The organism is Haloferax sp. S1W (assembly GCF_044593955.1).
Lineage (GTDB): Archaea > Halobacteriota > Halobacteria > Halobacteriales > Haloferacaceae > Haloferax.
Map to the genome: position 1 here is coordinate 2,734,661 of NZ_CP172595.1, position 24,598 is coordinate 2,759,258.

The window sequence follows — 24,598 nt, forward strand, 5'->3', positions numbered from 1 at the left end:
CGTCTTCGCTAGCAAACGTTGCTGCGAGGCGATTCATCAACGTTGGACAGTCCATAGGATTCATCAACGCTGGACGGTCCATAGATGTCACACCGACGAGCGTCCACACAATTATCCGAAGCAAGCGCCTATTGGTAAGGATGCCAGACGACAAACGAAGCCAAGACGAGAACGAAGACGACGAGCAGCGACAACAGTCTGAGCGGAGGAAAGAGGAGGTACGTGACCGCACCAACGAAGACCGAGCGATGAGCGGCGACCCGGGCGGGAGACTTGGTGACCTGGATGAAGCACTCCAAACCCAGAACTATCCAACCACGACAGATGAACTGGTTGCGGCCTATGGAGACTACGAGATTGAAACACAAGACGGAACGGAATCTCTCGAAGAAGTGCTTGCCCCAACTGATAACCAAACGTACGATTCCGCCGATGATGTTCGAAACCGAATACTGGGGCTCATACACCGATAACGAATCGGCTCGCAGTGTACCGAATTCTATCTTCCAACAAGGAGCGCCACAGGCGCGTTTCCCGACGAATACGTCCTGTCTCCCGGCAACTCCCTCAAGCAAGACACGCTCGTCACGGTGCGTGACGGAATCAGTCGGCGGGGAAATATGCTAATACGACAGCCACAGCGCTCGTTCTTTGGTTTCGGAGCGTTCCAGAAGTATACGGACCCGACGGGACTCACGCGAGCGAATGCAAGTGTGAGTACGTCGGGGGAGTGAGGCCGAAGGCCGAACGGATCCGACGGGATTTCGTGCGGTGGACGAACGGGGTCGAAACTTCAGGCGGCTGAGGGTCTGTACAGGCCATTTTCAACGTGGGTGGTAGCCAGCATTTTTGGTTTTATTTCGTTCGCCAGACGAACGCTGTTCTTTGTTCTACGCATATTTCCAACTTAGTGGATATATGTTCCACCACTCCGTAGGTCCAAGCATGCCCGACAAACCCCACAACGACTCTCGCGCTTCGATGACCCGAGGTGAGCGCATCCGCGCCGCCGCCCGGACGCTTCGAACGCCTCGCACCGCGTCGTGGGTCGCGAACGAGACGGAAGTCTCCGTCAAGACGGCACAGAAGTACCTCGACCAACTCGTCGAGGACAACGTCCTCCGCAAAATCGAGCAGGGCGACCAGACGCTCTACTGCGTCGACCAGCTCATGGCGACCTACCGGGAGGTTGCGGCACTCCAGCGGGAACACAGCCGTGAGGAGTTGACCAGTGCCCTCAACTCGATGCGGAGCAAGATTACGGACTGGAAGCGGTCGTACGACGTGGAAACACCTGGTGAACTTCGAGCGAGTATCGCCGATCTCGACGACGCCGACGAAGTCGAAACGCGGCGAGAGGCCGCCAGCGAGTGGGAACACCTCGTTGACCGTGTCCCGGTCGTTCGAGCAGCGCTCAACGAGTACGATTGGGCGACGAAACGAGACTCAGTCTTCGTTTGAACCGCTGTGTCTCTCGTGTGGCGTTTATTCGCAGATACACTCGTGTTTCTTCGCCGACTGATTGACGACGTACTCGTGGGTCTCCGACGCGAGTTCGTATAGTTTCTCTGCGCGTTCTCTCGCCGCGAGTCCGTCCTGATAGTACGTCTTCGCACGGTGGTTCCGCCAGAGGTCCTGGAGGCTGTCGGCGACGTGCCCCGACAGAATCCCACGTCTCGCTGCTTCCGTGTACACGCCGGGGTGCGTTCCGGGAAGATTTCGCGGTTCGACGCCACCTTCGAGGAGTTTGAACTCGACGACGCGCTCGATGGCGACGAACGACGCTTCGATAACCAAGGTGTAGAACCCTTGTTCCAACAGTGTCTCTGCGCCCGCGAGTAGTCGGCACGACTTTCGGAGTTGGAGCACGTCAGCCTCGTTCGTCTCCAGGCCGTCCTCGATCTCGTCGGGCCGATAGTCGAAGGCGGCTTGCACCTCGTCTACCAACGTCTCGATTCGGGTACTACTCACCACTCATCACCTTCGTTCGGATTCGTTGGAACTCGTCGCCGCCATAGACAGTGACTCCCTCCCGGAATAGCTCTCGTAGCTTTTCGCCTGCTCGGAGCGCACTCTCCTCGCTCTCGACGAACGGTTCGAACGCGTACCGGTCGCCGTCGAATCGTTCTTCGCCGAGTTCACTGGCCACGTTCGAGATGACGCGGCGGGCAGTCGTTCGGTTGCCGTCGACGAGGACGAACACGTCGACGTCGCTCTTCCGGTCGGCCTCACCGCGAGCGACGCTCCCGAATACGAGAATACCGAGTAGCTGGTCGACTTCGTCCGATTTCTCGACCGCCGTCTCGACGTTCTCTACGAACGCACGAACTGGAGCGTGGTACTCGGTCTGTTCGATGCCGAGTATCGGATCGTCTTTCTGGAGTCGTGCGGGGTCGACGGAGACGTACTTTCGCTGTGCCGTTTCTCGCACTTGGACGACGTCGAGTTCGTCGAGGAACTCGACTGCCCGCCAGACTGTCGACCGGCTCCGGTCGGTCATCTCGGACAGTTCCTTCAGTGTGAACTCCGACTGGTGGGCGTCGACGAGCAGTCGAAGCACGTCGTCGGCCGCGTGGAGCCTGAATATCTTTGAGTCGCCACCAGGGGTGACGGGAAGGCAGATATTTATACGTTGTTTCGTTTCGTCGGACACCATCTGATACTGTGCAACGACGTATAATAAACGTTGACCCGTTTCTGTACTCTCTGGTGGCGAGTCGAACGAAATCTACAGAAGTTCGTTAGCTGAATTGAATATCGGATCCTTGTAGCCTCTATGCGCCGAATATGCGGCTTTAGAAAATGACGGACCCGACGGGACTCACGCGAGCGAATGCGAGTGTGAGTACGTCGGGGGAGTGAGCGAAGCGAACGGACCCGACGGGACTCACGCGAGCGAATGCGAGTGTGAGTACGTCGGGGGAGTGAGCGAAGCGAACGGACCCGACGGGATTTGAACCTCAGTCGCTCACTCCGTTCGCTCCCTGATTCAAATCTGTCGGCTGTCACAGATTTCACTGCTCACTTCGTTCGCAGCAGAAATCTGACGGACCCGACGGGATTTGAACCCGCGACATCTTGGTCCGGAACCAAGCACTCTGTCCACTGAGCTACGGGCCCCAGCGAAGAGTGGTACACGATACCAACGTAAAACGGTTGTGGAACCCGTGCCGCCGGTCGATTACGCGGGAGTCGGGTCCACGTCGACGACGCTTTCTTTCCACGTGCCGCGGGTGAACCACGCTGTCGCCGTAATCGCGCCGAGAATCTGCCCGACAGCCATCCCGAGCCAGATACCCGTCTCGGCGAAGCCGAACTGGAACGACAGCAGGTAGACTGTCGGCACGCGGCCGAGCCAGAGCGCGAGCAGCGAGAACGTGAGCGCAGTCTTCGTGTTTCCGGCCCCGCGGTACGCACCGAGGACGACCTGGAGGACGCCGATGAAGCCGAACTCGAAGGCACGAATGCGGACGTACTCGACGCCGAGGTCGATGGTCTGGGCGGCCGACTCGGTCCCGGTCGAGATGAAGAACGCGACGACCGGTTCGGCGAAGATGTACGCGAGGACGCCGGTGACGACCATGACGCTCGCGCCGACCTTCGCCGCCAGCCAGACGGCGCTCTCGGCGCGTTCGGGTTTCTGCGCGCCCAGGTTTTGGCCGACGATGGTGTTGGTCGCACGACCGAGACCCAGCGCGGGGAGGAACACGAGCGACGTAAGTCGGTTGCCGAGACCGAAGGCGGCGACGACTTCTGGGGCGAAGGTGACGACCATCGCGGTAAGGGTGATGAAGCCGAGGGCGGTCGCCGACTGCTCGATAGCGCTCGGGACGCCGATATCGACGATTTTCTTGATGTACTCCAGTTGCGGGCGGAAGTCCGAGAGCTGAACGTCGGGACCGGCGGAGGTGCCGAAGATGATGTAGATGCCGATGACGGTGGCGACAGCTCGTGAGAGCACTGTTGCGAGCGCTGCGCCGGTGACGCCGTAGCCCGCGAACCCGGTCGATGCGAGGAGACTCGATTCGAGACCTCGAAGGCCGAGTACCCCGAAAAGCGGGTTCGCATCGAAGCCGAAGATGAAGATGGGGTCGATGAGGACGTTGATGACGACGCTGATGAACATCACGAGCATCGGGGCACGGGTGTTGCCGTAGCCACGCATGAGCGCGGAGAAGACGAAGAAGCCGAAGAGGAACGGCAACCCGAGGAAGAACACCCGCATGTAGTCGCCAGCCAGCGGGATGACCTGCCCGGCGGTGGCGGGGGAACTCGGGAGGATGCCGAGCATCGCGTCGGTGGCGAAAAAGCCGATGATGCCGACGGTGATTGCGATGAGGGTGATAAACGAGAGCGTCTGTCCGGCGACGGTTCCGGCGGAGCCTTCGCTCTTCGCACCCGTGTACTGCGCCACGAGCGTACTTCCAGCAACAGTGAACCCGCCACCAACGGAGATGAGGAGGAAGATAAGCGGGAACGCGAGGCTGATGGCGGCGACGGCGTCGGTTGAGAGGCGGCCGAGCCACACTGTGTCGGCGAGGTTGTACGCCACCTGGAGCAGTTCGGTGACGATAATCGGCCACGCGAGGGCGAACATCGGGCGTTTGAGGTCACCTTCGGTCAGGGAACCTCCTTCGGGGACGGACACGGATACTGTGAAACACGGGGTGTGCGTTTCAAACCGTCGATAGGTGTCCCAGACTGCCGGTTCGTCTCGGCGGGTGTGAAGCGTCGACAAGCGACACCGGTGCCGGAGCGTCGACGACTGGCATCGCTACGCCGTTCGCGCAGACGCGAGTCGCCGCTCGGCAGAAGAAGCGAGAAAAACTGGTGGTGTGTTCGAGACGTTACGGCGCTTCGCCGGTCTCGATGGAGAAGTCGGATTTCGGGTAGGCCACGCAGGTAAGCGTGTACCCCTTTTCCATCTCGCCGCCGGAGAGAGTCTCCTGCTTGAAGTGCGTCACGTACTCCTCGGCAGGACCGTCGGTAATCTTCCCGGCGCAGGAGACACACTGACCCTGGCGGCACGCGTACGGGAGGTCCATCCCGGCGTCTTCGCCCTGGTCGAGAATCGTCTCGTTGCTCGCCACTTCGATGGTCTCGCCTTGCTTGACGAACTCGACTTCGAAGTACTCGACTTCGTCTTCGGGCATGTCGGCGGGGCTCTGTTCTTCTTCTGCGGCCGCGCCTTCTTCGAGTTCGCCGCCTTCCTCGCCACCAGCGACTGCGCCAGCGACTCCTCCGCCGCCGATAGACCGGTTCATCGGCTCGGGGAAGTCAGTCTCTGGAACGGTCGCCGCACGGCGCTCGAGGACCTCCTGTGTGATGTCGGCGGTCGGCTCCCAACCGGTCCCCTTCGAGAAGTGCAGGGCGACGGTGAGGAGTACCAGGACCAATCCGGCCCCGACACCCACCAGACTGATGACTGCCATGAGGGCGGATATGGAGTGAGGGGTTAAGGAAATTGTGATTATCTCGGCGGCTTCCGACGGCGATTCTTGCGACGTTGCGGGCGCTCTCGGGTATATTCCCAAAATATAGTGGGCGACCCACGCGGTCGGCTGTGTAATCCGCTCTGCGACCGCGCGTGCGACTGCCCGCGACTGGGCGCGTTACTCGTCCTTTCGGGCGACTTCGTGGCGGCCGAATCCGTAGCGGAGGCGGTTCGCAAGGCGGCGCGAGAAGCGCTCGTCGGCGCGGGAGCCGAACCGCTCGGCGAGCGACTGGTAGATAAGCGGGACAGGAACCTCCTGTTCGAGGGCTTCCTGGACCGTCCACGTACCCGTGGAGCCACCAGCGATGTGGTCGTCAACGTCGCCGAGGTCCGTGCCTTCTTCGCGGAACGCCTCTTCACAGAGTTCGAGAAGCCACGAGCGAATGACCGCACCGTTGTTCCACGTGCGCGAGACCGATTCGAGGTCGAGGTCGTAGCGACCCTCGGCGAGCAGTTCGAAGCCCTCGCCGTAGGCCTGCATCAGCACGTACTCGACACCGTTGTGAACCATCTTCACGTAGTGGCCGGAACCGGCTTCGCCCATCCGGTCGTGGCCGTCGGGGCCGGTCGCGACGGCGTCGAAGACGGGGGTCATCTCGTCGTAGGCCCACTGCGGGCCGCCAATCATGAGCGAGAAGCCGAGTTCGGCACCGGCGGGGCCGCCGGAGGTTCCGCAGTCGAGGTACGCCGCGGAGCAGGCTTCTGCGCGATGAACCGACTTTTCGAAGTGCGAGTTGCCGCCGTCGACGACCACGTCGTTCTCGTCGAGATGAGGGTCGAGGTCGTCGAGCGTTGCGTCCACCGCGTCACCCGCGGGGACCATGAGCCAGATTCGCTTGTCGTCGCCGAGTCGGTCTGCGAGGTCGGCGACGCTGTCTGCGGGTTCGGCACCCGCGTCGGCGGCCGCCGCGACTGCCTCTTCGGAGAGGTCGAAGGCGACGACCTCGTGCCCGGCATCGAGCACTCGGTCGACTACGATGCGTCCCATCCGGCCGAGGCCGATGACGCCTAGTTGCATGCGACGGACTCTGATTCGGGGGGAGGTAGTGGTTGTGGTTTCCCGCCCGTGAACGAACGCCGTTAGACTCGTGTGAGAACGAACGTAGTCAGTCCCGTGTGAGAACGAACGCAGTCAGTCCTGTGTGAGAACGAACGCAGTCAGACCCGCTCGAGTATCTGTTCTGCGAGTCGGTCGCCTGCGTCCGAATCGACGCGGAAGAACAACTCGGGTTCGATGAGTTCGACTTCGAGCAGGTAGAAGTCACCATCGCGCTCGACGCCATCGACTCGCGCATACAGCGGTTCTTCACCGAGTTCTGCACCGACCGCATCGACGACGTCGGCGGCCTGTTCGAGAAGCCCGCCGCTGGGTGGCTCGACGTGGACGCTCCCCCCGTGTTTCTCCTGCACGCGGAAGTCGCCCGTCTCGGGGCGCTTTACGACCGAGTGGCTGAATTCGTCGCCGAAGAACACGATGGACCACTCGCCGTCGGCGATGTCCGGGGCGAACTCCTGGACGAGCACGTCTTTTCGTGCCACGATGTCGTCGACCCACGATTGCTCGCGTTCGGCATCCGCACGGGCGATTCGCTTCGTCTCGAACGCCCCGGCGCTCACCGCGGGTTTGACGATGAGTTCGTCCCAATCTCGCTCGTCGAAGAGAGCCTGCAGGTCACACTCGCCGCCGCATTCGACGTACTCCGTCGGGAGCGTCGAGACGCCCTGTGCTTCCAAATCACGCAGGTAGAATTTGTGGCCGTTCCATCGCAGAATGCGTGTGTGGTTCCACACGGTACAGTCGGCGGCGTCGAGCGCATCGAGCCAGTCGGTAAACTCGTCCGGCCGCTTGTAGTAGTCCCAGATGGACCGAACAACCACGATGTCGTAGTCGTTCCAATCGACCGAGTCATCGGACCAGACGACCGGGTCTGCGGTCACGCCCCGGTCGCGGAGCGCTGCGACGAACGAGGCGTCGTCGTCGACGAGCGACGGGAGGTCGGCACAGGTTGTGAGGGCGATGGTAGTCACGGCAGAGAGTGACAGACACCGGGGGATAAGCGTTCTGTCGTCGAGTGTGAGGCCACTGGTGTTGACGGCGGACGCCGAGGTTGGTTACTGGCAGACGCCGAGGTTTTTACCGCCCCGCACGAGGGGCCGATATGGACGAACGAATCCACGAGCACGCCGCGGTGCTCGTCGATTGGAGCGCGCGAATCGAGTCCGGCGACGACGTGGTCGTCTCTGTCGGCGAAGGTGCCCACGACCTGGCAGTCGCCGTCGCCGAGGCGCTCGGCGAGCGCGGTGCGAACGTCGTGACGACCTACGCCTCCGAGGAGGTCCAGCGGGCGTACCTCCGCGCCCACGACGGCGACTTCGAACTCCCCGAACACGAACTCGCCCTCTACGAGGCGGCCGATTCGGTGCTCTTCCTCGGCGGGACGCGAAACACGGCAGCGACGGCCGACGTCCCGACAGAGACCCGTCAGGCATACAACCGCGCCGCCAACGCGGTCCGCGAGGCTCGCATGGACACCGACTGGGTTTCGACGGTCCACCCCACCCGTGCGATGGCCCAACAAGCCGGGATGTCTTTCGAGGAGTACGCCGATTTCGTCTACGACGCCGTCCTCTTCGACTGGGAGGAACTCGCCGACGAGATGGCGAACATGAAGGAGATTCTCGACGACGGGTCTGAAGTCCGCATCGTCAAGGAGGACACCGACCTCACGATGTCCATCGAGGGCCGGACCGCGGTCAACTCCGCCGCCTCCGTCGTCTACGACTCGCACAACCTCCCATCCGGTGAGGTGTTCACCGCCCCTGTCGAGGACGCCGTCGAGGGCGAGGTGTTCTTCGACGTGCCGATGACGCTCGAAGGCCAGCGCGTCGAGAACGTCCACCTCACGTTCGAAGGCGGCGAAGTCGTTGACTTCTCCGCGGGCGCGGGCGAAGACGCACTCGCCGGTATCCTCGACACCGACGAGGGCGCTCGTCGCCTCGGCGAACTCGGAATCGGCATGAACCGCGGTATCGACCGCTTTACCGACAGCATCCTCTTCGACGAGAAGATGGGCGACACCATCCACCTCGCCGTGGGCCGCGCCTACGGGTCGTGTCTCCCCGAGGGTGAGGACGGAAACCAGTCTGCGGTCCACGTGGACATGATTACGGACATGAGCGAGGAGTCGTTCATCGAAGTCGACGGCGAAGTCGTTCAGCGAAACGGCGTGTTCCGTTGGGAAGACGAATTCGAGGAGTAGGTTCGGTTACCCCTTTTGGCTTCCTAACTGCTCCGGGTTCTTCTTTAAGTAAGCGTTTTCCGGTACTTGACTCCCCGACATTTGGTAACATACCACCTACTAAAGCCGGTTCGGCGGCTAGCTCCTCATATGTCATTTTCCGACGAAACGAGACGCCGATTTCTCCAACTCGCTGGCGGTGGGACTGTCGTCAGTCTCGCTGGGTGTCTCGGTGGTGATGGTGGGCAGGAGGAGACGACCACCACAACCACCACGACGACCGAAGCAGAAGAAGATGGACAAGAGCACGAAGAGGAACTCCCAGAGGGAGTCTCTGAAGAGGAGTTCGTCCATGGACCAGTCCCCGAAGCGTACCGGACTGCGCTGTCTCAGGCGGGCGAAAAGCGAAACCCCGACGAACTATTCACCAAGGAGGCGACGCAGTTTCAGGAGGCGACCGAAGCAGTCGAAGCGGGACTCGCACAGGAGGGCCAAGACTGCGGGAACTGCGCGGAGTACATTCCGGACAAAAACGGCGACGGGTTCGGGGCGTGCGCCCGTGTCGAGGGGTACATCGACCCCGAGGACTGGTGTTCGCTCTGGGAGTCAATCGAGGAAGCAGAAGCTGAACAGGAAGAAGAAGGCGAAGATGGAGGCGGCGGTGGTGGAGTAGACTACACCTTGTAGTCACTCGTCGCCGACGCGCGTCACGTCCCCACCACAGCGCGGACAGAGTTGTTCGTGGACGCCACGACCCGAGCGGTAGCCACACGAGTCGCACTCGTACCACACTCGCTCGACGAGCGCCGTGGGCTGTGTTTTCACCAATTCTCTCGACTTTGCTTCGACGAGTTCCCGTGGGCGAGCCTCTACGAGTGTTCTCGGTTCGGCTTCGACGAGTTCGCGCGGCTCCGGTTCGACGAGTTCCCGAGGACCGAGTTGGGCCAACTCTCTCGTCTTCGCTTCGACCATGCGTGGTGTCTCGCGGGCGTCTGTGTCCTCCATCATAGCAGTGAGTACACAGTGTTGAAAGTTAACCTTTAGCACACTCTTGATTGGGACTGAGTATCCGGAATTCGGGCGCGAGAAGCTGATTCGCGGGTGGCGGGAGTGAGGCGCGCTTTCGACGTACTTTTTATCCGCGACCGTTTTCATCCGCGCATGGCAGAATTCATGGTCGTCGTCGCCGACCCCGACAACGGCGAGACCTACCAGGTCGATGTCGAAGAACAGGACGCAAACCGATTCCTCGGTCGTGACCTCGGTGACGAGGTTGACGGCGCTGCCGTCGGTCTCGACGGCTTCACGCTCGAACTGACCGGTGGCTCCGACAAGGCCGGTCGCCCGATGCACCCCGACGTTCCGGGTGGCAGTCTCAACGAAATCCTCGCCAAGGACGGCATCGGCTTCAACCCGTCCCGCGACGGCGAGCGCAAGCGCATCACGGTCCGCGGCCGCGAAATCAACGAAGAGACCGTCCAGATCAACGCGAAGGTCGTCTCCGGTGACGGCGACGTTGCCGCTGCCTTCGGCGAAGGCGACGACGAAGCAGACGAAGAGTAACGCAGTTTTTCCCCTTCTGTCTCACGTGACAACGCAACTTCCCTCCGACCACCCGTCAGTCCAGACGTTCCGCGCGAATCTGGCCCGGAGCGGCGGCACCCGCCGCCCGTGTCTCGGTGTCCCGGACGGTATCGCGGTCGAGGACGGCGATTTCGTTCGTCTCCACCTCGACGGCACCGCATACCACGCACGCATCTCGTCAGATGCGTCAGGACTCGTGATTCGCGGCGCGTACGACAACAAGCGACTTGCCCGAACCCCCGGTGACGGCGAGAACCGTCTCGTCGAGTGGTGCCGCGAGAACGACCGCGACCCCGGGGACGCCGTCGAACTCGACGAACTCGACGATGGCTACCAGTACGGACTCCGTGTTCCGGGCGTCCGGACCGTCTACCGTGTCACCAAGCGCCCGAACGACTCGCTTTCCAGCATCGCTGAAAAGTTCGGGCGGCCGGACGAGTAGGGTTCGCGTCTGGTTGGGCGAGTAGCGGCTGCGCTTTCACTCTGTGTTACCATGGAGCCTCGCGCTCCCATCCTATGGTGTGACAAACACTGTCATAAATAGACTATAGAGAATATTTATGTAATCCGAGTCACGAGTGCACACTGAACACGATGGTCTCAGCAATGCACACCCCAATGCGGGACCGGCCCCCCACAGCACGTCCGCTTCGAGGTAGACGGCGGAAGGTGAGTCGATGATAGAGCAAATCGACGTGGCAACGCTTCCGATTAGCCCTCGAATCACGCGACTGTTCATCGCGGCAGCGTTAGGGATGTTTCTGGGTCTCGAACGCGAGTGGTCCCAGAAGTCCGCCGGAATCCGAACGTTCGCGCTGACGAGTCTCATCGGCGCGATATCGACGACAATCGGTAACAATGTAATTCTGGTTCTGGGCGGCGTCCTCGTTCTCGTCCAGGCGGTTCTTCTCGGTGCCGACGGACTCCTCCACGACGAGGACTCACGAAGTTTGTCGCTGACGACTTCCGCGTCGTTGTTCGTCGCCTACAGCACCGGCGTGATGGTTGCCGCCGACTTCGTCCTCGAAGCAGTCGTGTTAGCCATCATCTCGTCGCTCCTGTTGGTGCTTCGGCGGGAACTCCATCAGTTCGCGTGGGGGTTGTCGAAGGCGGAGGTCAAGAGCGCAGCCGAATTTGCGATTCTGGCGTTCGTCATCTACCCGCTGCTTCCCGCCGAACCAATCGGTCCGTGGGGCGCGATTCAGCCACAACTCGTCTGGCTCCTCGTGGTCGCTGTGAGTGGTCTCGGCTTCATCAACTACGTCATCATGCAACGCTACGGGAGCAAAGGCGTCGCCATCACGGGCTTTTTCGGCGGCTTAGTCAACTCGACGGCCGTCATCGGCGAGTTCGCGAACCGCGCCGAGCAAAACACGGATATCCTCACCCTCTCAGTCGGTGCGGTGCTGCTCGCCGACGCCGCGATGGCCGTCCGAAACCTGTTCCTCGTCGGGGTGTTCATCCCGGACGTGGTTCCGGAAGTCGGAACGCCGCTCGGCGTCATTGCGCTCGTCGGCGTCGGGTTGTCGGTGTACCACACCGATTGGGATACCGAACTTCAACTCGATTTCGATTCACCGTTCAGTCTGTCGAACGCCCTCAAGTTCGGTGGACTCTTTCTCGGTATCCTCGTCCTCTCGGCGGGTGCACAGACATTCTTCGGGACAGCAGGATTCATCACGACGAGCTTTTTGAGCGGTCTGGTGTCGAGCGGGTCGACGACGACGACGGCCGTCACACTCTACCTTGCCGGACAGGTGTCTTCCGAGGTTGCCGCCGCGAGCGTCCTCGCCGGAACCTCCGCGAGCATCATCGTCAAAATCGTCTTGGCCGCGAGCATCAACCGGTCACTTCTCGCTCCCGTCGCGAAGATGAGTGCCGTTCTCATCGCCGTCGGCATGGCGAGCGGAACCTTGATATTCGTGTTCTGAGCCGCTACTGACCTTCTTTTCAGCGTTTTAACCCGGTTATATCTTCGGGTAGTATGTGATATTTGTTACCATACTTACTTCTATATAATTATTCATAACATTTATAACGATTGTATTGTTCATGTGAAGTTATAGCAATGCCGAACTTTGAGCCAACTCGCCGGTCCATTCTTTCGAGTAGTGCAGTCGCGATGTCACTCGGTCTCGCCGGGTGTATTACGGGCGACAAAGAGGGCAGTGGTGACGCCGGGTCCGACAGCGGTGAGTCGGGTGGCGACAGCACGCCGTCTGAGTCTTACGACTTCGACCCGTCGAACCCTGAGTTCCCCCAGCCAATGCAGGCGCTCATCCAGACTGGTTTCGAGACTGGCTCGCTTTCGGACCTCAAAAACATGGAGTCGCGGGACGAGCCCCGGTACGGGAAGCCCGTCAAGGAGACGCCGTCCGACGAGAGTAAGCTTCTTGACCCCGACAAACTCGCGTTCGCGATGACGCCAACGGAGGACCCAGCGGCTTACCGGACGACGATGAAGCCGCTCATGGACAACATCGCGAAGGAGACGGGCAAGGATGTCGAGTACTTCCCACTTCAGTCGTACGCGTCGCAGGTCGAAGCGATGCGCTCTGAGCGTCTCCACGTCGCCGGTTTCTCGACCGGTCCGACCCCGTTCGCGGTGAACCTCGCCGGTGCCGTGCCCTTCTCGCTGCAGGTGTCCGCCGAGGGCGACTTCGGCTACCGCCTCTGGCTGGCGACGCAGGCCGACAACGACGAAATCAGCGCACTCGAAGACCTGAAAGGAAAGCGCGTCGCACACTCCGAACCGTCGTCTAACTCCGGCAATCAGGCACCCCGCGCACTCTTCGCAAATCAGGGTGTCGTCCCCGGTGATGACTATGAAGTTGCGTACTCCGGCGGCCACGAACAGAGTGTCCTCGGCGTCGCCAACGGTGACTACGACGCCGCACCGGTCTGTAGTACCTGTGTGACCCGCGTCGCAAACTCCGGGAACCTCGACCCCTCGAAAATCAAGGTCGTCTGGGCGAGCAACCCGTTCCCGACGACGAGCTTCACGTACCGCTACAACCTCACGCCGGAGATTCAGGAGGGCATCCGTGCCGCGTTCGTCGACTACGACTACTCCGATACGAAAATCGCAGAGACGTTCGAGGGCCGTGGCAAGTTCACGGAAATCGACTACGCCACCGCGTACGACATCATCCTCCAGATTCAGGAGAACAACGGCGTCGAGTACAAGACGGGCAACCTCGGCGAATAACTTCCTTCCACGATTTCCATGTTAAATGTTAAAGAAATAGAAAAAGTGTACGACTCCGGTGACCGCGCACTCAAGGGGCTCTCGATGGACGTAAGCGGGAACGAAATCGTCTCCATCATCGGTCCCAGCGGGGCCGGAAAGAGTACGCTCATCCGCTGTATCAACCGGCTCACCGAGCCGACCGCAGGGGAGATATGGCTCGACGACACCGAGATAACCGGACTGTCGGGTTCGCAACTCCGCGAGGCGCGCCGCGACATGGGGATGATTCACCAGGAGTTCAACCTCGTCGAGCGCCTGACGGTGATGGAGAACGTCCTTTCGGGTCGACTCGGCTACATGAGCACCTGGGACGCCTTCCGCCGCAACTTCGACAGCGAGGACATCGCAACTGCGCGGAAGGTCCTCCGGCGCGTCGGTCTCGAAGGCGTCGAAAACGACCGCGCAGACGAACTTTCAGGCGGGCAGCGGCAGCGCGTCGGCATCGCTCGCGCCGTCATTCAGCGCCCGAAGATTCTCCTCGTGGACGAACCGACGAGTGCGCTCGACCCCGAAACCTCGGTCGAGGTGATGGACCTCCTCACCGAAATCGCCCGCGAAGACGACATTCCCGTCCTCATCAACATCCACGAGGTCGATTTGGCGACGAAGTACGCAGACCGCGTCGTCGGTCTGAGCGACGGTGAACTCGTCTTCGAGGGTGCAGCGGACGAACTCGACGAGCGCGCACAGGACATCATCTACCGCGGCGGCCAATCGCGCGCCGAACGCGATGCCGCCAAGGCCAGTGGCGCGGGGGACTGAGCGATGGCGACCCAATCCGGTTCGGTAGACGGTCGTTGGGAGCGCCCGACTGCGTTCTACAACCGGACGACGAAGTACGTCGTCTACGCCCTTATCACGGGATTCGTCCTCTACAGCTTTTGGGACATCCGCGTCGCGCCCGAGCGATTCTTCCGCGGCCTCGAAGCGGGCGTGACGCTCGTCTCGAACATGCTGCCGCCGGCAGCGACGCAGACGCAGTTCGACCTGATGGTCCGCGGTATCGTCGAGAGTATCCTCATGTCGATTATCGCGACCACCCTCGGTATCGTCGTCAGCGCGCCCGTGGCGTTCATGGCGGCCAATAACCTCGCTCCGCGACCAATCTATCTGGTCGGCCGGAGCATCATCGCCGTCACGCGGTCGTTCCACGAACTCATCGTCGCCATCGTCATGGTGAAGGCGGTCGGATTCGGCCCGCTCGCGGGTGTTCTCGCACTCGCGTTCAAGACGGTCGGCTTCTTCGCGAAGCTCCTCTCCGAAGAAATCGAAGACATCGACACGGGCCAGATGGACGCCATCGAGGCTGTCGGCGGTAGTCAGCTTCAGGTGTATCTCTACGGCGTTCTCCCGCAGATTATCCCCCGCATCATCGGGCTGTCCATCTACCGACTGGACATCAACCTCCGACACAGTACGGTCGTCGGCATCGTCGGTGCGGGCGGGATTGGGATTACGCTCCTCAACTCCTTCCAGAAGTACGACTACCAGTACAGTTCGCTGATTATCCTCGTCATCGTCGGCATCGTCATGGTCGGCGAGGCCGCGAGCGCCTACGCCCGACGGAGGGTCCAGTAAATGGCGAGTAAATCGTCCAGTGGCGGTGCTGAATGGGAGCGTTTCGACTCCCGACAGCGACTGGTTCGCTACTTCCTCATACTGGGAGTGCTCGTCGTCCTCGCCGTCTCGTGGCGGTCGATGGACATCAACTACACCTACGTCGCGTCCGCGCCGCGCGAGGTGATGGACCTCTTGACGCGGATGTACCCGCCGAACGTCACCTACACCAACGAGATTGTGGGGCCCCTTCTGGAGACCATCAACATCTCGATTCTCGGGACGGCGCTCGCCATCGTGATGGCGCTTCCCGTGGCGTTCCTCAGCGCGAGCAACACGACGCCGAACCGGTGGACGTACCTCTTGGGGAAGTTCATCGTCTCGTTTACCCGCTCTGTGAACGTCATCATCTGGGCGCTCATCTTCGTCGTCCTGTTCGGTCCGGGCGCTCTTGCGGGCGTGCTCGCGATTGCGGTTCGCTCCGTGGGCTTCACTGCGAAACTCCTCGGCGAAGCAATCGAGGAAATCGACCGCGGTCCGGTCGAAGCAATCTCCGCAACCGGTGCTTCGACGCTCCAGACGTTCATCTACGGCATCGCTCCGCAGATTAAACCGGCGTTCATCAGCGTCGCCACCTTCCGGTGGGACATCAACGTGCGGGCGTCGACCATCATCGGGTTCGTCGGTGCGGGCGGCATCGGCGTCGCCCTTCAGACGAACATTAACTACTTCAAGTGGGACGCGGTGCTCACCATCCTCATCGCCATCCTCGGCATCGTCCTCGTGAGCGAGGGTGTCTCCGCGTACCTCCGCGGGAAAGTCAGCTAAGTCGCGATGGGGACGAACACTCCCTTCTGAGACGCGGCGGGGACGAACACTCCCTCGCCGTTCTCCGCGTCGCTCGGAGACACGCCGTTTTTACCGCCCGACACCCCACACGGGGTATGAGCAAGTTGGACGAGTTCCTCGCAGGCGAGCGTCTCGACGACGTGGCGCTCTATCTCACCCACGAGTATCTCGACAGTCAAGGGAAGATTCCGAACATGGGCGAAGAAGTCGAAAACGGCTACGTCCTCGTCGTTCCCGGCGACAACGGCCGCCGCGCCTTCGCGGCCGGAACGGGCATGGACGCGATGGAGTTCGCCCAGACCGCGATGGGGTCTGACGGCGATATCGACCGCGACCTGAGCGGCGGGGACTGTCCCGACAACGCGTCCGAAGAGAACCATGAACCGAAGTTCATCTTCTCGTTCGCTGAGGCGCAAAACGAGGAAGTTGGCGGTATCTACGAGGAGGGCGATGTCGTCCACGCCTACGCGAAATGTGAGTGCGGGACGGCGTACTCCGACCGCTGGGTCGTCGACGACGCGTAACGCTCCGGTCTCGCCCGACTGATTCTACTCCGAATCCTCGTCGTCAGCGTCGGGGTCGGCCTCGGTGACGGCTTCAGCGTCTTCGTCTTCACCCGCAACGGGCGTCTCGGCAACCCGCTCGAACGCGTCGAGGATGACGCGCTTCGTCGTCGCACCCTGCGTCGTCCAGTGGTGCGCGTAGTCGAGCATATCGTCGTAGATATCCGGCTTACACCCGGCAGCCTTGGGGTGGCCACCGCCGTTGACGAGGCCCGCGACTTCGTGACAGCGCTCGAAGTCCTCGGACCCGCGGATGCTCGCGCTGCCTGCGGGTTTGACGATGACGGCGGCGTCGGCACCCTCCTCGCGGATGGCGTCTGCGACCTCGTTTTGCGAACAGCGGCCGTAGGTGATGCCGACGGTCCACTCGCCGACCGCCTTGAACTCTGCGCGGGAGACGGCCGCTTCGATGAGATTCTCCTTTTCGACCCGACGGTGGGCGATGTACTCCTCGACGACTTCTGGGAGGTCGGCACCGTACGCACCGACGATAGCGACGTACTCCTCTTTGCCGGTCCAGTAGGCGTAATCGGCGAGGTCCTGACTGCGCTCGTCTTCGTTCAGCCAGAGGTCGTGGTCACGGGTGACGGCCGCCAGTTCGACGAACCGCTCGTCGAAGTCGTAGTCGAGTTCGCGGAGCGCCACGTCGGTCGAACACTCCTCGTCGGACTCGCCGACGACGAGGTCCACGCCCGCCGCACGGACCTGCGCTGCAACCTCGGGCTTCCACTGATGGTGGTCGAACCAGCGAATCGACCCCGCGACTTCGGCGAGGGCTTCGAGTTCTTCTTCGACGTACTCGTAGCGGTCGGGACAGAGGTCGCAGACGAACACGTCGATGCCCTCGGGGGCGTACTCGGCGACGCGAAGCAGGTCGTCTTCTAACGAGTAGGGACTCGACCCCATGAGCGCGACCGGTGACTCGGGGCGGTCTTCTTCTTCCTCGTCGTCTTCTTCGGCTTCGTCAACCTCGCCGCGTGCTTCCGCGAGGCGCTCTTCGATGCGTTCTTCGAAGTCAGTCACGTCGAGGGCGGCATCGTAGACTTCGCGGAGGAGGGCGACACAGCCGAGGCCGTCTGCGTCGGTGTCGGTGACGACGGCTACCTCGGCGGTTTCGAGTTTCTCCTTGGCGCGTTCTTCGGCCCGCTCTTCGTCGAGGTCGTCGGGGTAGAAGAATCCGGTGCCCGGGAGAACGGACTTTCGGGGGAGTGAGAGTCGAGAACTGTCGATAAGCTCTTCTTCCATACCGGCGGGTCGAACCCGACGGGGAAAACACCTGTCGATTACCGCGGTGACGCGCTGGGTCGGCGGCGACCGGCTAACTGCACTTCAGCCGTTTCAGGCCGCTTCTTCTGTCTCTGTCTCTGTTTCTGCCTCTGCCTCAGGCTCTGCTTCGGATTCTCCCTCACTGTCGAGAAGCGGGTCGTCCGTCTCCGTGTCCAGTTGGCGCACCGTGAGAACGGGAACTGGACAACTTCGGACCACGCGCTCGGCGACGCTCCCGATGAGGAACCGACTTTCGCCGTGTCGTCCTCGCGTCCCCATGGCGACGGCGTCGGCGTCGACCTCGCGGGCGTAGTTCGAAATCTCCGCCGCAGGCCGCCCTTCGCGGACCGCGACGGTCACGTCTCGTTCCGTCTCGGCTTGCACCTCGGCGAGTGCTTCTTCGCCGCGCTCTGTCAGCGCCTCGCGCATCTCGTCCCGAAGCCGCTCGGGAGCTGTCTCCACGTCGCCCGCGTCGATGACGTACAGCGCGTGGACCGTCGCGTCGAACCGCTCTGCGAGGTCGAGCGAGACCCGGACCGCTCGTCGGACACTCGCCGACCCGTCCGTCGCGATGACCATCGTGTCGAACATGGTCTGGGGTTCACCGTGGGGCGGCATAAAACCAGTCCGGGTGTCGTCGCGTGTCGAAGCGGCGCAGCGGGTGGTCCTTCCGTTGTGGTGGGTGGGTTTTTTGTCATCCCCCGACGGAGGTGGTGACATGCCATCGCGCCCGCTCTCTATCGACCTCGTTCTCGTCCCGGTCGACCAAAGCGAGGAGGCGACGCGCGCGGCCGAGTACGCCGTCGCAATCGCGGCCGAGTACGACGCCGCGGTCCACGCAGTGCACGTCCTCGGCGAAGACGTCGTCCGCGCTATCGAGCGGGGAGCCGTCGACGAGGACGCCGTCTTCAAAGAGAGCAGAGCCGTCACCGACACGGTTTCCGGAATCGCAGACAACGCCGACGTCCCCGTCTCTACGTCTGTCGCGTACGGCTTCTCGCCGACGAGTAAGCTTCTCCATCCCGGAAGCGTCGTCCTCGACACAGCAGAAGAACTCGACTCCGATTTCATCGTCGTGCCGCGCGAACCGATTTCGGGCGACCCCGGCGAGGTGCTGGCGAAGGCCGCAGAATACGTCCTGTTGTACGCCAGCCAGCCCGTTCTGTCCGTCTGACCCAGCCAGCCTGTTTTGTTGGTCTGACCCAGCCAGCCTGTTTTGTCGGTCTGACCCAGCCAGTCTGCGTTTTCGGTCTGACGCCCCGGCCTACTCGTCCGAGCCGTTGAGCCGAATCGTCATCTCCAACTCGAAGCTCTCTGCGTCGCTGGTTTCGAAGCCAACTGTCTTGTACAGTCCCACCGCCGCGCGGTTCCATCGCTCGACCGTGAGCCAGACCTTCTCGACGCCGGATTCGCGGCCGTAGCCGAGCAGTGCCTTGATGAGTTGCGTGCCGATACCGGCGCGCTGGTACTCCTGATGGACGAAGATGGCGAGTTCGTACGCTTCACCGTCGGGCACGAGCGTCGCGTGTCCCGCAACCTCGTCGCCGTGCCATGCGATGACGTTCAGACACTCGCTGGCGAGGATGTTGTCGAGCCACTCGCGGATGCGGTCTTCCCGTCCCGGTGGGATGCCCTGTGCCCGGTCCGACGGGTCGAACGCGACGTACATCTCGACAAGCAACTCGAACTCGTCTTCGTCGCCCTCGTAGGGGCGCACCTCGATGGTCCGCTCCTCGCGGTCGGTGAACGAGAGCGGCGGTGCCTCGTAGGGGTCTGCAACAGTGTCGGAGTAGGTTCGTACGTTCATCGTACCAGCGTGACGGTTACGTGGGAGTTGAGGAGTACAAACTCCGCGATACTCCCGATTTGTATCTTCCCCATCGGACTCGTCTGGCCGCCACCGAGAACGAGTTGGTCGAATCCTTCGTTTTCGGCCATGTCGACCAGTGCGCTTCCGGGGTCGCCTTCGAGGTGGCGGACGGGGGCGTCGAGGTCTACGTCGCCGAGGACTTCGGCGACTTTCTCTTCGATGTCTTCGCGCGAGCGCTCGACGGACGGGTTTTCGACGATGGCGACGGTTAGGTCGTCACCTGTGTTCGCCGCTCGTTCCGCCGTCTTCTCCAGCGCTCGGATTGAATCGTCGCTGCCACCGATACCGAGCAGTACCTTCATGGCTCCTACACTCGCGGCGGTGTTTGAAAACCCTTCCCCGGTGATGTCATTGCACAGGGGCACAGGCCACGACCGACACCCTGTCGCGGAACCCTTTTCGGCCATGCCGCGGTAGCCCGCGGTATGACAGACGAGTTCGCCGACTCCGACGGCGTGGAGTCCGACGTCGACGCGGACGCCCTCGAATCGTCCGATGGCGAGGTGAAAATCCCCGAACAGACCGACGGAGAAGCAGGAGCCAGCCAGCAGACTGACGGTGAGACTGCCGCGGAAGCGACCGAAACGGCCGCGACAACGACCGAGACGGCGGCCGACGCGAGTGCTGCTCCGGAACAGGACGCCGACGACGAACCCGACATCCCGAAAGACGTGCAGAAGTACGCCCGGTTCAAGAAAGTCGACGGCGCGCAGTACGACCGCGTCAACGACTTCCTCCGCGAGCGAACCTACGTCACCGCCCGCGAGTGGGCTATCGCGCGTCTCTGTGCCGACTTCCGGACCGAAACGGGCGTCGAGATGACGAAAATCGGCGAGAACCTTCCCGAACTCGTCCCCTTCATGACCGACACCTACACCCCGCAGGCGGTCAACCAAGCCCGCTCGGCATTTCGGGACAAGGTGCGGAAATCGGGTGCAACGTTCCTCTACGGCGCGATGTCCGGCTTCTTCACCGCCGAGGAACTCGACGAGATGATGTACGAAGTCACCGAAATCGCGAAGTTCCTCCTCGAAGTCGAGGGCGTCGACCTCTCGGTCGAAGAAGAACTCGAAGCCGAAGAGCGGATTTCGAGTGTGATGCGCGAAGTGCGCGAAGCCAGCACGGAACTCCGAAAAGACGAACTTTCCGACGACTGAGAGCCCCGCGCGATTACATAAACAGCGGGTCCGGGTCCGACTGGACGAGTTCGACACGTGTGTCGGCCTCGACTGGCCGCACGTACAGTCGAAGTTCGCCCTGTTCTGTGGCCCGTTCGACCAGTTCAGTCGCTTTCTGGACGCCGTAGTACAGCGGGACGAAGACGGCTTTTTCCGCGTCGTCGGCCTGCACGACGGAGACGGCGAAGACGACGCCGTTTTCGGTCGCACGATAGACATCGTAGCGGTCAAAATCGGCCGACTGTACCCACTCGGAGAGCGACTCGAACTCGCTGCCGGGGACGAGCACGTCGAATCCGACGCGGTCGGTCGACTCGGGAAGGCTCGCGGGCGGAAGCGGTGTCACGTCGCCGGGGTGCAACACCAGCGTCTCCCAGCCGTCGTCTTCGTACTCTTCGGCGAAGACTTCGGCGTCCTTGACGATTCCCTCCCACACGTCCACGAGTCCGGTCAGTACGTGTTGCTCGCCCGCGTTCGGTCCGGGCGTCCGTGGGGGCGTCTGCTCGTCGGTCATGCGTGTCGTTGTCTCGGGCGGTCTGGTGGGAAAAGGATTCGATTGTCGGCGCGTTGTCGGGCAAAACGGTGCGGTGGGATGACTACACTCGAACGTTCTCGCCCGCCACGTCGCCGAACCCGTCGCCGTCCCAGACCGTCTCGCCGCGGACCATCGTCCATTCGGGGAAGACGCCGGTGAAGCCCTCGAAGGGCGTCCACCCACACTTCGAGTGAAGGTCGTCGCCGCGAATCTCGCGGGCAGCGTCGAGGTCGTAGAGCGCGAGGTCGGCGTCCGCGCCTTCTTCGATTCGACCCTTCTGCGGCAGGTCGAAAATATCGGCCGGGTTCGTCGCAACAACGTCGCGGACGCGCTCCAGCGACAGGGACCCCTCGATGGCGGCACCGAGGAGGAGCGGAACCATCGTCTCGACGCCGGGGACGCCACTCGGCGCGTCGAGAAGCGACTGTTCTTTCTCCTCGACCGTGTGGGGCGCGTGGTCGGTCGCAACCACGTCGATGTGGCCGTCGGCGAGGCGCTCGAACATGGCTTCTCGGCGCTCCTCAGAGCGGAGTGGCGGGTTCATGCGGCCGTAGGTTCCCAGTTCGTCGCAGTCGTCGCGCGAGAGGAACAGGTGGTGCGGCGTCACCTCGCAGGTCGCCCCGCCGTCGCGGGCGGCGTCGGCACCTTCGGGCGTGCTCGTGTGGGCGATGTGAATCTGTGCACCCGACTCGCCGCCGACGCGGACGGCGCGTTCTACTGCGGCGGCCTCTGCCTCGGCGCGGCGGTAGGCGCTCCACGCGTCGGAGTCGGCGTCTCGCCCCGCGCCGCCGAGGTCACCTTCGATGGCAGACTCGTCGAACAGGGTCGCGTCTTCGGCGTGGACAGTCACCGGAACGCCCGCTTCGGCGGCGCGTTCGGCCGCCGTAGAGAAGAGGTCGGCACCGATGCCCATGTCGCCGGTGGAGTCGGCGAGGAACACTTCACCGAGTGCGAAAAGCGGGCGTTCGAAGAGACTGTCGGAGTCCCAGTCGGGGGTGACGCCGCCGTTGATTCCGTAGTCGATGCAGGCGCTTTCTGCGCGGTCGGCCTTCGCGTCGAAGCCCTCGCCAGTCGTCGTCGTCGGGTCGGTGTTCGGTTGGTCGACGACGGTCGTCACGCCACCTGCGGCGGCGCTTCGGGAACCGGTTTCCCACGTCTCTTTGTGTTCGAAGCCGGGTTCGCGGAAGTGGACGTGAACGTCGATTGCGCCCGGGAGCAAGAGGTTCTCGTCGGCGTCGATGGTCGGTTCGCCCTCGACGGGGTCGAGGTCGCCGACGGCGGTGATTTCGCCGTCTTCGACGTGCACGTCGACCACGCGCCCGTCAGCCAGTGTCGCGTTCGAGATACGCATAGGTGGGGCTGCCACGTGCGACGCCCTAAGTCCGGCGGTTCGGGCGACGAGATACGGTGTTGCGCTCTCTCACCCGTCGCCGCGTTCCCCCTCAACGTCGAGGTCTTCGGCCGCTTCGATGTCCCGCTCGGCGTCGCCGACGAAGGCGTCTTCGAGCGCCCGACACACCGCGTCTGAGTCTGCGGGGCCGCCAGCGTCGCCCACGCTACCGACCGAATCTGGGTCGAAGGGAACGTCGAGGGCGGCGTAGATGGGTTCGAGAACGTCGGCGATTTCGTCGCGGTCGGTGACGACGACCACGCCGGAGACGAGGGCGGCCGACTTCCGGACGCGCTGGGCGATGCCACAGAGCTTCCCACCAGCCTGTACCGAGTGGTCGCCCGGGCAGTACGACGCCGGTGGCTCACCTCGTCGGGCGTGGACGCCGAGCGACCGAAGCGCCCGGACCACTGCGGTCGTCGCTGCTTCGTATCGGTCGTCGAGTCCAGTTCGGGCGTCGTCGAGCGGGACGGCGTCGGCGAACGCGACGGTGGTTCCCGTATAGGCGACGGCCCGGCCGCCGACAGACCGCTCGATGGCGGGGAATCCCCGGGATTCGGCGGCCGCGACTGCCTCGTCGTAGCGGTCGGCGCGGGCGTCACGGCGGCCGAATGCAATCTGCCGGTGGGGGGTCCACGCGCGGAAGGCTGGTTCACCGGTCGCTCCCGTCTGGTCGAGCATGGCGGCGGTGACCGCCCGGTCGGTGTCGGAGGTCGCCCCCCGGCCGCGGATGACGCGCATAGCTGTTCGAAACACCCCGACGTACCTAAGGACACCCGTCCCGTTCCGACGACCATGCTGCGCCTGCCGCGGTCGATGCTCGCCCGCTACGAGCGCTTCTCGCTGTATAATTCGCCGTATCCCGCCCACGACAGCGGCTGTGCAATCGACCTCTACGGCCCGGGTGAGGGGTCGGTCTCGCCGCCGCCAGTCGAAGGGTCGATTGTGCCGTCACCGGTCGCAGGCATCGTCCGCGAGACGCGAACGGTTCGCGCCCCCGACAAACCCTACGCACACGACGACGAGTACCTCATCCTCGTCGATGTGGACGCCGAGGCGACGGGACTCGACTGGACCGGCGCGCCCGACGCCGACCCACGAGACGAACTCGTCGCGCGCATCCTCCACGTTGCGCCCGAGGTGCAGGCGGGCGACGAACTCGCTGTCGGCGACCCGCTCGGACAACTCGTTCGCTCCGGCTTCTTCGCCCCGTGGGTCGCAAACCACATCCACCTCGGATTCCGCCCGGCCGACGTGAACCCCCACCGCGCTCGGGGGTCGCTTCCGGTCGTCGCCGACGTCGATGTCGCGCCCCTTCCGTGGGACGGCCGCGGAACCGTCGTCGAAGTCGGTGAGACGTTCGTCAGACTAGACGAACCCGCTCGCAACGGCGACTTCGACGGTGAATTCGTCGGCCTTGCGAGCGACGAGGGTGTCGTCCTCGACGGCGGCGTCGCACACTACGGCATGGGTGGGACACTCTCTCCCGTCGCCGACGAGACGCCCCTGTCACTTCTCGGGACCGAGGTCGGCCGAACGGCGGGGAGAGACGTCCCGTGGGGGGCCTTCGACGTGGTCGCCGACGGAACCCGCGTCACGGGGCTTTCGCTCTTCGCCTCGCGGGTCGAATTCGGCGTGAAGGTCGTCTGTCCCGGCCACGAGTACGCCGTCGGCGACGAGGTTACGGTCTCGATTCGACCGAGTGAGAACCCGATTCGACTCGATTGAACGGCGTATCCGACACCCAACCCGGTACCAATATGGTATATTGGGTCGAAGGAGGCGGTAACTATGGGGCGGGCATGTCCGACCACGGGAACGGG

The 24,598-nt window shown here is 62.8% G+C and carries 29 protein-coding genes and 1 tRNA gene; 15 read left to right on the forward strand and 15 right to left on the reverse strand.

From position 1 onward, the window contains the following. Window positions 1-140 precede the first annotated feature (140 nt). Both ACH9L7_RS14285 and ACH9L7_RS14290 read left to right on the forward strand, forming a co-directional pair. On the forward strand, window positions 141-473 hold the full coding sequence (locus ACH9L7_RS14285; protein ID WP_396611362.1) for a hypothetical protein: 333 nt from the start codon (window positions 141-143) through the stop codon (window positions 471-473). A 472-nt stretch (window positions 474-945) separates the two neighbouring features. Then, on the forward strand, window positions 946-1,461 hold the full coding sequence (locus tag ACH9L7_RS14290; RefSeq protein WP_396611363.1) for a hypothetical protein: 516 nt from the start codon (window positions 946-948) through the stop codon (window positions 1,459-1,461). A gap of 24 nt (window positions 1,462-1,485) precedes the next feature. Here ACH9L7_RS14290 and ACH9L7_RS14295 read toward each other — a convergent pair whose 3' ends face one another. From ACH9L7_RS14295 to ACH9L7_RS14325, 7 genes are all read right to left on the reverse strand, one after another. Continuing rightward, a complete protein-coding gene (locus ACH9L7_RS14295) occupies window positions 1,486-1,971 on the reverse strand; it encodes a hypothetical protein (protein ID WP_396611364.1) in 486 nt (161 codons plus the stop codon). Beyond that, entirely contained in the window at window positions 1,964-2,653 is a 690-nt protein-coding gene (locus ACH9L7_RS14300) for a nucleotidyltransferase domain-containing protein (RefSeq protein ID WP_396613286.1), read from the reverse strand. The genes ACH9L7_RS14295 and ACH9L7_RS14300 overlap by 8 nt, the downstream gene beginning before the upstream one ends. A 394-nt stretch (window positions 2,654-3,047) precedes the next feature. After that, window positions 3,048-3,120 (reverse strand) — tRNA-Arg (locus ACH9L7_RS14305). A gap of 61 nt (window positions 3,121-3,181) precedes the next feature. Next, window positions 3,182-4,648, reverse strand: a complete 1,467-nt coding sequence (locus ACH9L7_RS14310; protein WP_396611365.1) for an MATE family efflux transporter — start codon at window positions 4,646-4,648, stop codon at window positions 3,182-3,184. 199 nt (window positions 4,649-4,847) lie between these two features. Continuing rightward, window positions 4,848-5,432 (reverse strand): 2Fe-2S iron-sulfur cluster-binding protein, encoded by a 585-nt coding sequence (locus tag ACH9L7_RS14315; protein WP_396611366.1) that lies wholly within the window; start codon window positions 5,430-5,432, stop codon window positions 4,848-4,850. 180 nt (window positions 5,433-5,612) lie between these two features. Then, a complete protein-coding gene (gnd, locus tag ACH9L7_RS14320; RefSeq protein ID WP_396613287.1) occupies window positions 5,613-6,626 on the reverse strand; it encodes a phosphogluconate dehydrogenase (NAD(+)-dependent, decarboxylating) in 1,014 nt (337 codons plus the stop codon). Window positions 6,627-6,652: 26 nt separating this feature from the next. Beyond that, window positions 6,653-7,522, reverse strand: coding sequence for a RimK family alpha-L-glutamate ligase (locus tag ACH9L7_RS14325; RefSeq protein ID WP_396611367.1), 870 nt, complete (start codon window positions 7,520-7,522; stop codon window positions 6,653-6,655). A 131-nt stretch (window positions 7,523-7,653) separates the two neighbouring features. Between ACH9L7_RS14325 and ACH9L7_RS14330 the strand changes: the two genes are divergently transcribed. Next, a complete protein-coding gene (locus ACH9L7_RS14330; RefSeq protein WP_396611368.1) occupies window positions 7,654-8,754 on the forward strand; it encodes an aminopeptidase in 1,101 nt (366 codons plus the stop codon). 129 nt (window positions 8,755-8,883) lie between these two features. Continuing rightward, a complete protein-coding gene (locus ACH9L7_RS14335; protein ID WP_396611369.1) occupies window positions 8,884-9,420 on the forward strand; it encodes a high-potential iron-sulfur protein in 537 nt (178 codons plus the stop codon). On the opposite strand, the gene ACH9L7_RS14340 is transcribed toward ACH9L7_RS14335, so the two are convergent. Then, on the reverse strand, window positions 9,421-9,741 hold the full coding sequence (locus ACH9L7_RS14340) for a protease La-like protein type 2 (protein WP_396611370.1): 321 nt from the start codon (window positions 9,739-9,741) through the stop codon (window positions 9,421-9,423). It abuts the gene before it with no gap. Window positions 9,742-9,894: 153 nt separating this feature from the next. Here ACH9L7_RS14340 and ACH9L7_RS14345 point away from each other — a divergent pair, with 153 nt between their 5' ends. From ACH9L7_RS14345 to ACH9L7_RS14380, 8 genes are all read left to right on the forward strand, one after another. Continuing rightward, window positions 9,895-10,296 (forward strand): 30S ribosomal protein S6e, encoded by a 402-nt coding sequence (locus ACH9L7_RS14345; RefSeq protein ID WP_396611371.1) that lies wholly within the window; start codon window positions 9,895-9,897, stop codon window positions 10,294-10,296. Between the two features lie 25 nt (window positions 10,297-10,321). Continuing rightward, the gene (locus ACH9L7_RS14350; RefSeq protein ID WP_396611372.1) at window positions 10,322-10,759 is read left to right on the forward strand and encodes a hypothetical protein; all 438 of its coding nucleotides are present in this window, start codon (window positions 10,322-10,324) and stop codon (window positions 10,757-10,759) included. 235 nt (window positions 10,760-10,994) lie between these two features. Continuing rightward, entirely contained in the window at window positions 10,995-12,248 is a 1,254-nt protein-coding gene (locus tag ACH9L7_RS14355; RefSeq protein WP_396611373.1) for an MgtC/SapB family protein, read from the forward strand. A 191-nt stretch (window positions 12,249-12,439) separates the two neighbouring features. Beyond that, on the forward strand, window positions 12,440-13,525 hold the full coding sequence (phnD, locus tag ACH9L7_RS14360) for a phosphate/phosphite/phosphonate ABC transporter substrate-binding protein (protein WP_396611374.1): 1,086 nt from the start codon (window positions 12,440-12,442) through the stop codon (window positions 13,523-13,525). 18 nt (window positions 13,526-13,543) lie between these two features. Then, the gene (phnC, locus tag ACH9L7_RS14365; protein WP_396611375.1) at window positions 13,544-14,329 is read left to right on the forward strand and encodes a phosphonate ABC transporter ATP-binding protein; all 786 of its coding nucleotides are present in this window, start codon (window positions 13,544-13,546) and stop codon (window positions 14,327-14,329) included. A gap of 3 nt (window positions 14,330-14,332) precedes the next feature. Beyond that, window positions 14,333-15,145 carry a phosphonate ABC transporter, permease protein PhnE gene (gene phnE, locus ACH9L7_RS14370; protein ID WP_396611376.1) on the forward strand — a complete coding sequence of 271 codons (813 nt, stop codon included), beginning with the start codon at window positions 14,333-14,335 and terminating at the stop codon, window positions 15,143-15,145. Then, window positions 15,146-15,952 (forward strand): phosphonate ABC transporter, permease protein PhnE, encoded by an 807-nt coding sequence (gene phnE, locus ACH9L7_RS14375; protein ID WP_396611377.1) that lies wholly within the window; start codon window positions 15,146-15,148, stop codon window positions 15,950-15,952. It begins immediately after the preceding gene. A 116-nt stretch (window positions 15,953-16,068) separates the two neighbouring features. After that, window positions 16,069-16,497 carry a DUF5807 family protein gene (locus ACH9L7_RS14380; RefSeq protein ID WP_396611378.1) on the forward strand — a complete coding sequence of 143 codons (429 nt, stop codon included), beginning with the start codon at window positions 16,069-16,071 and terminating at the stop codon, window positions 16,495-16,497. 24 nt (window positions 16,498-16,521) lie between these two features. Here the strand turns inward: ACH9L7_RS14380 and ACH9L7_RS14385 are convergent, their stop codons facing one another. Together ACH9L7_RS14385 and ACH9L7_RS14390 are read right to left on the reverse strand one after the other, a co-directional pair. After that, on the reverse strand, window positions 16,522-17,781 hold the full coding sequence (locus ACH9L7_RS14385; RefSeq protein WP_396611379.1) for a DHH family phosphoesterase: 1,260 nt from the start codon (window positions 17,779-17,781) through the stop codon (window positions 16,522-16,524). 93 nt (window positions 17,782-17,874) lie between these two features. Further along, complete coding sequence (locus ACH9L7_RS14390; protein WP_396611380.1) at window positions 17,875-18,393, reverse strand: universal stress protein; 519 nt, start codon at window positions 18,391-18,393, stop codon at window positions 17,875-17,877. Between the two features lie 127 nt (window positions 18,394-18,520). Between ACH9L7_RS14390 and ACH9L7_RS14395 the strand changes: the two genes are divergently transcribed. Continuing rightward, window positions 18,521-18,976: a universal stress protein gene (locus ACH9L7_RS14395; protein ID WP_396611381.1), complete on the forward strand. Its 456-nt coding sequence runs from the start codon at window positions 18,521-18,523 to the stop codon at window positions 18,974-18,976. Window positions 18,977-19,066: 90 nt separating this feature from the next. On the opposite strand, the gene ACH9L7_RS14400 is transcribed toward ACH9L7_RS14395, so the two are convergent. Both ACH9L7_RS14400 and ACH9L7_RS14405 read right to left on the reverse strand, forming a co-directional pair. Next, a complete protein-coding gene (locus tag ACH9L7_RS14400; protein ID WP_396611382.1) occupies window positions 19,067-19,609 on the reverse strand; it encodes a GNAT family N-acetyltransferase in 543 nt (180 codons plus the stop codon). After that, complete coding sequence (locus ACH9L7_RS14405; RefSeq protein WP_396611383.1) at window positions 19,606-19,974, reverse strand: universal stress protein; 369 nt, start codon at window positions 19,972-19,974, stop codon at window positions 19,606-19,608. The genes ACH9L7_RS14400 and ACH9L7_RS14405 overlap by 4 nt, the downstream gene beginning before the upstream one ends. Before the next feature lie 123 nt (window positions 19,975-20,097). On the opposite strand from ACH9L7_RS14405, the gene ACH9L7_RS14410 reads away from it, so the two are divergent. Beyond that, a complete protein-coding gene (locus ACH9L7_RS14410) occupies window positions 20,098-20,829 on the forward strand; it encodes a DUF5806 family protein (RefSeq protein WP_396611384.1) in 732 nt (243 codons plus the stop codon). 13 nt (window positions 20,830-20,842) lie between these two features. Here the strand turns inward: ACH9L7_RS14410 and ACH9L7_RS14415 are convergent, their stop codons facing one another. The 3 genes from ACH9L7_RS14415 to ACH9L7_RS14425 form a co-directional block, all read right to left on the reverse strand. Continuing rightward, a complete protein-coding gene (locus ACH9L7_RS14415) occupies window positions 20,843-21,364 on the reverse strand; it encodes a hypothetical protein (RefSeq protein WP_396611385.1) in 522 nt (173 codons plus the stop codon). Window positions 21,365-21,446: 82 nt separating this feature from the next. Then, window positions 21,447-22,736 carry a dihydroorotase gene (locus tag ACH9L7_RS14420; protein ID WP_396611386.1) on the reverse strand — a complete coding sequence of 430 codons (1,290 nt, stop codon included), beginning with the start codon at window positions 22,734-22,736 and terminating at the stop codon, window positions 21,447-21,449. 69 nt (window positions 22,737-22,805) lie between these two features. Then, window positions 22,806-23,516: a biotin/lipoate A/B protein ligase family protein gene (locus ACH9L7_RS14425; RefSeq protein WP_396611387.1), complete on the reverse strand. Its 711-nt coding sequence runs from the start codon at window positions 23,514-23,516 to the stop codon at window positions 22,806-22,808. A 54-nt stretch (window positions 23,517-23,570) separates the two neighbouring features. Between ACH9L7_RS14425 and ACH9L7_RS14430 the strand changes: the two genes are divergently transcribed. Next, a complete protein-coding gene (locus tag ACH9L7_RS14430; protein WP_396611388.1) occupies window positions 23,571-24,503 on the forward strand; it encodes a hypothetical protein in 933 nt (310 codons plus the stop codon). The last annotated feature ends 95 nt before the right edge of the window (window positions 24,504-24,598 follow it).